Origin of the sequence: Methylibium sp. T29 (assembly GCF_000576205.1) — a bacterium.
Lineage (GTDB): Bacteria > Pseudomonadota > Gammaproteobacteria > Burkholderiales > Burkholderiaceae_C > Methylibium > Methylibium petroleiphilum.
In genome coordinates this window covers 1-797 of record NZ_AZND01000567.1, presented here as the reverse complement: position 1 = coordinate 797, position 797 = coordinate 1, and the positions used below count along the sequence as shown (strand labels likewise).

Genomic DNA, 797 nt, shown 5'->3' with positions numbered 1-797 from the left:
CGCCGTGGCCGGCAGCGCGCTGCCGGCCAGCACCAGCACCACGCACAGCGAGGCCCCGGAGGCCGAGCCGAGCAGGTAGGGATCGGCCAGCGGATTGCGGAACAGGCCCTGTGCCACCGCGCCGGCCAGGCCGAGCAGCGCACCGACCAGCCACGCACCGAGCGTGCGCGGCGCACGGATCTCGCCGACGATCAGGCCGGCATCCGGGGCCCACAGCGACGCAACCGACCAGCCCTCGCTGCCGGCCATCAGGCCGGCGACGATCAGCAGCGCGCTCAGCACCGCCAGCCCGACCGCAAGATGGCGGCGACGCGAGACGAGTTCGGCGTGGGTCATCGGCTCCCCGCCCCCGGCTTCGCACTGGCGGCCGACACCGGCAAAGCGGCCAGGCAGTCGGCCAGCAACAGCGCCGCTTCTCCCATGCGCGGGCCGGGACGCACCAGCACGTCGTAGGGCGCGCTCGCGAAGCCGCAGGTCTGCCGCCGCTGCAGCGCCTGCAGCGAGGCCCAGCCCGGACGTCCGGGCATCTCGGCCAGGTTGCGCTGCAGCGCCATCACGATGTCGGGCTGCGCGCGCAGCACGTACTCCGGGTTGAGGCGCGGAAACGGCCCCAGCGCCGGCGGCACGACGTTGCCGAGCCCGAGCCGCAGCAGCGTCTCGCCGATGAAGGAGCCACTGCCGGCGGCATAGGGCGTGGCATCGACCTCGAAATAGACGCGCCGGCCGCGCAGCGTGGCCGGCACCCGCGCGGCGGCGTCGGCCAGCTGCCGCTCGATGGTCGACCACACCGGCGCGGC

1 protein-coding gene and 1 pseudogene are annotated in these 797 nt (G+C 75.0%); both read right to left on the bottom strand.

Features of this window, described 5'->3' with window-relative positions:
• Window positions 1-336 (bottom strand): iron chelate uptake ABC transporter family permease subunit (locus tag x551_RS22870; protein ID WP_036252117.1); only part of this gene is annotated, 336 nt, incomplete at its 3' end.
• Window positions 333-797 (bottom strand): annotated as a pseudogene (locus tag x551_RS22865) (ABC transporter substrate-binding protein); the annotation flags it as partial. The pseudogene x551_RS22865 and the gene x551_RS22870, both read right to left, overlap by 4 nt.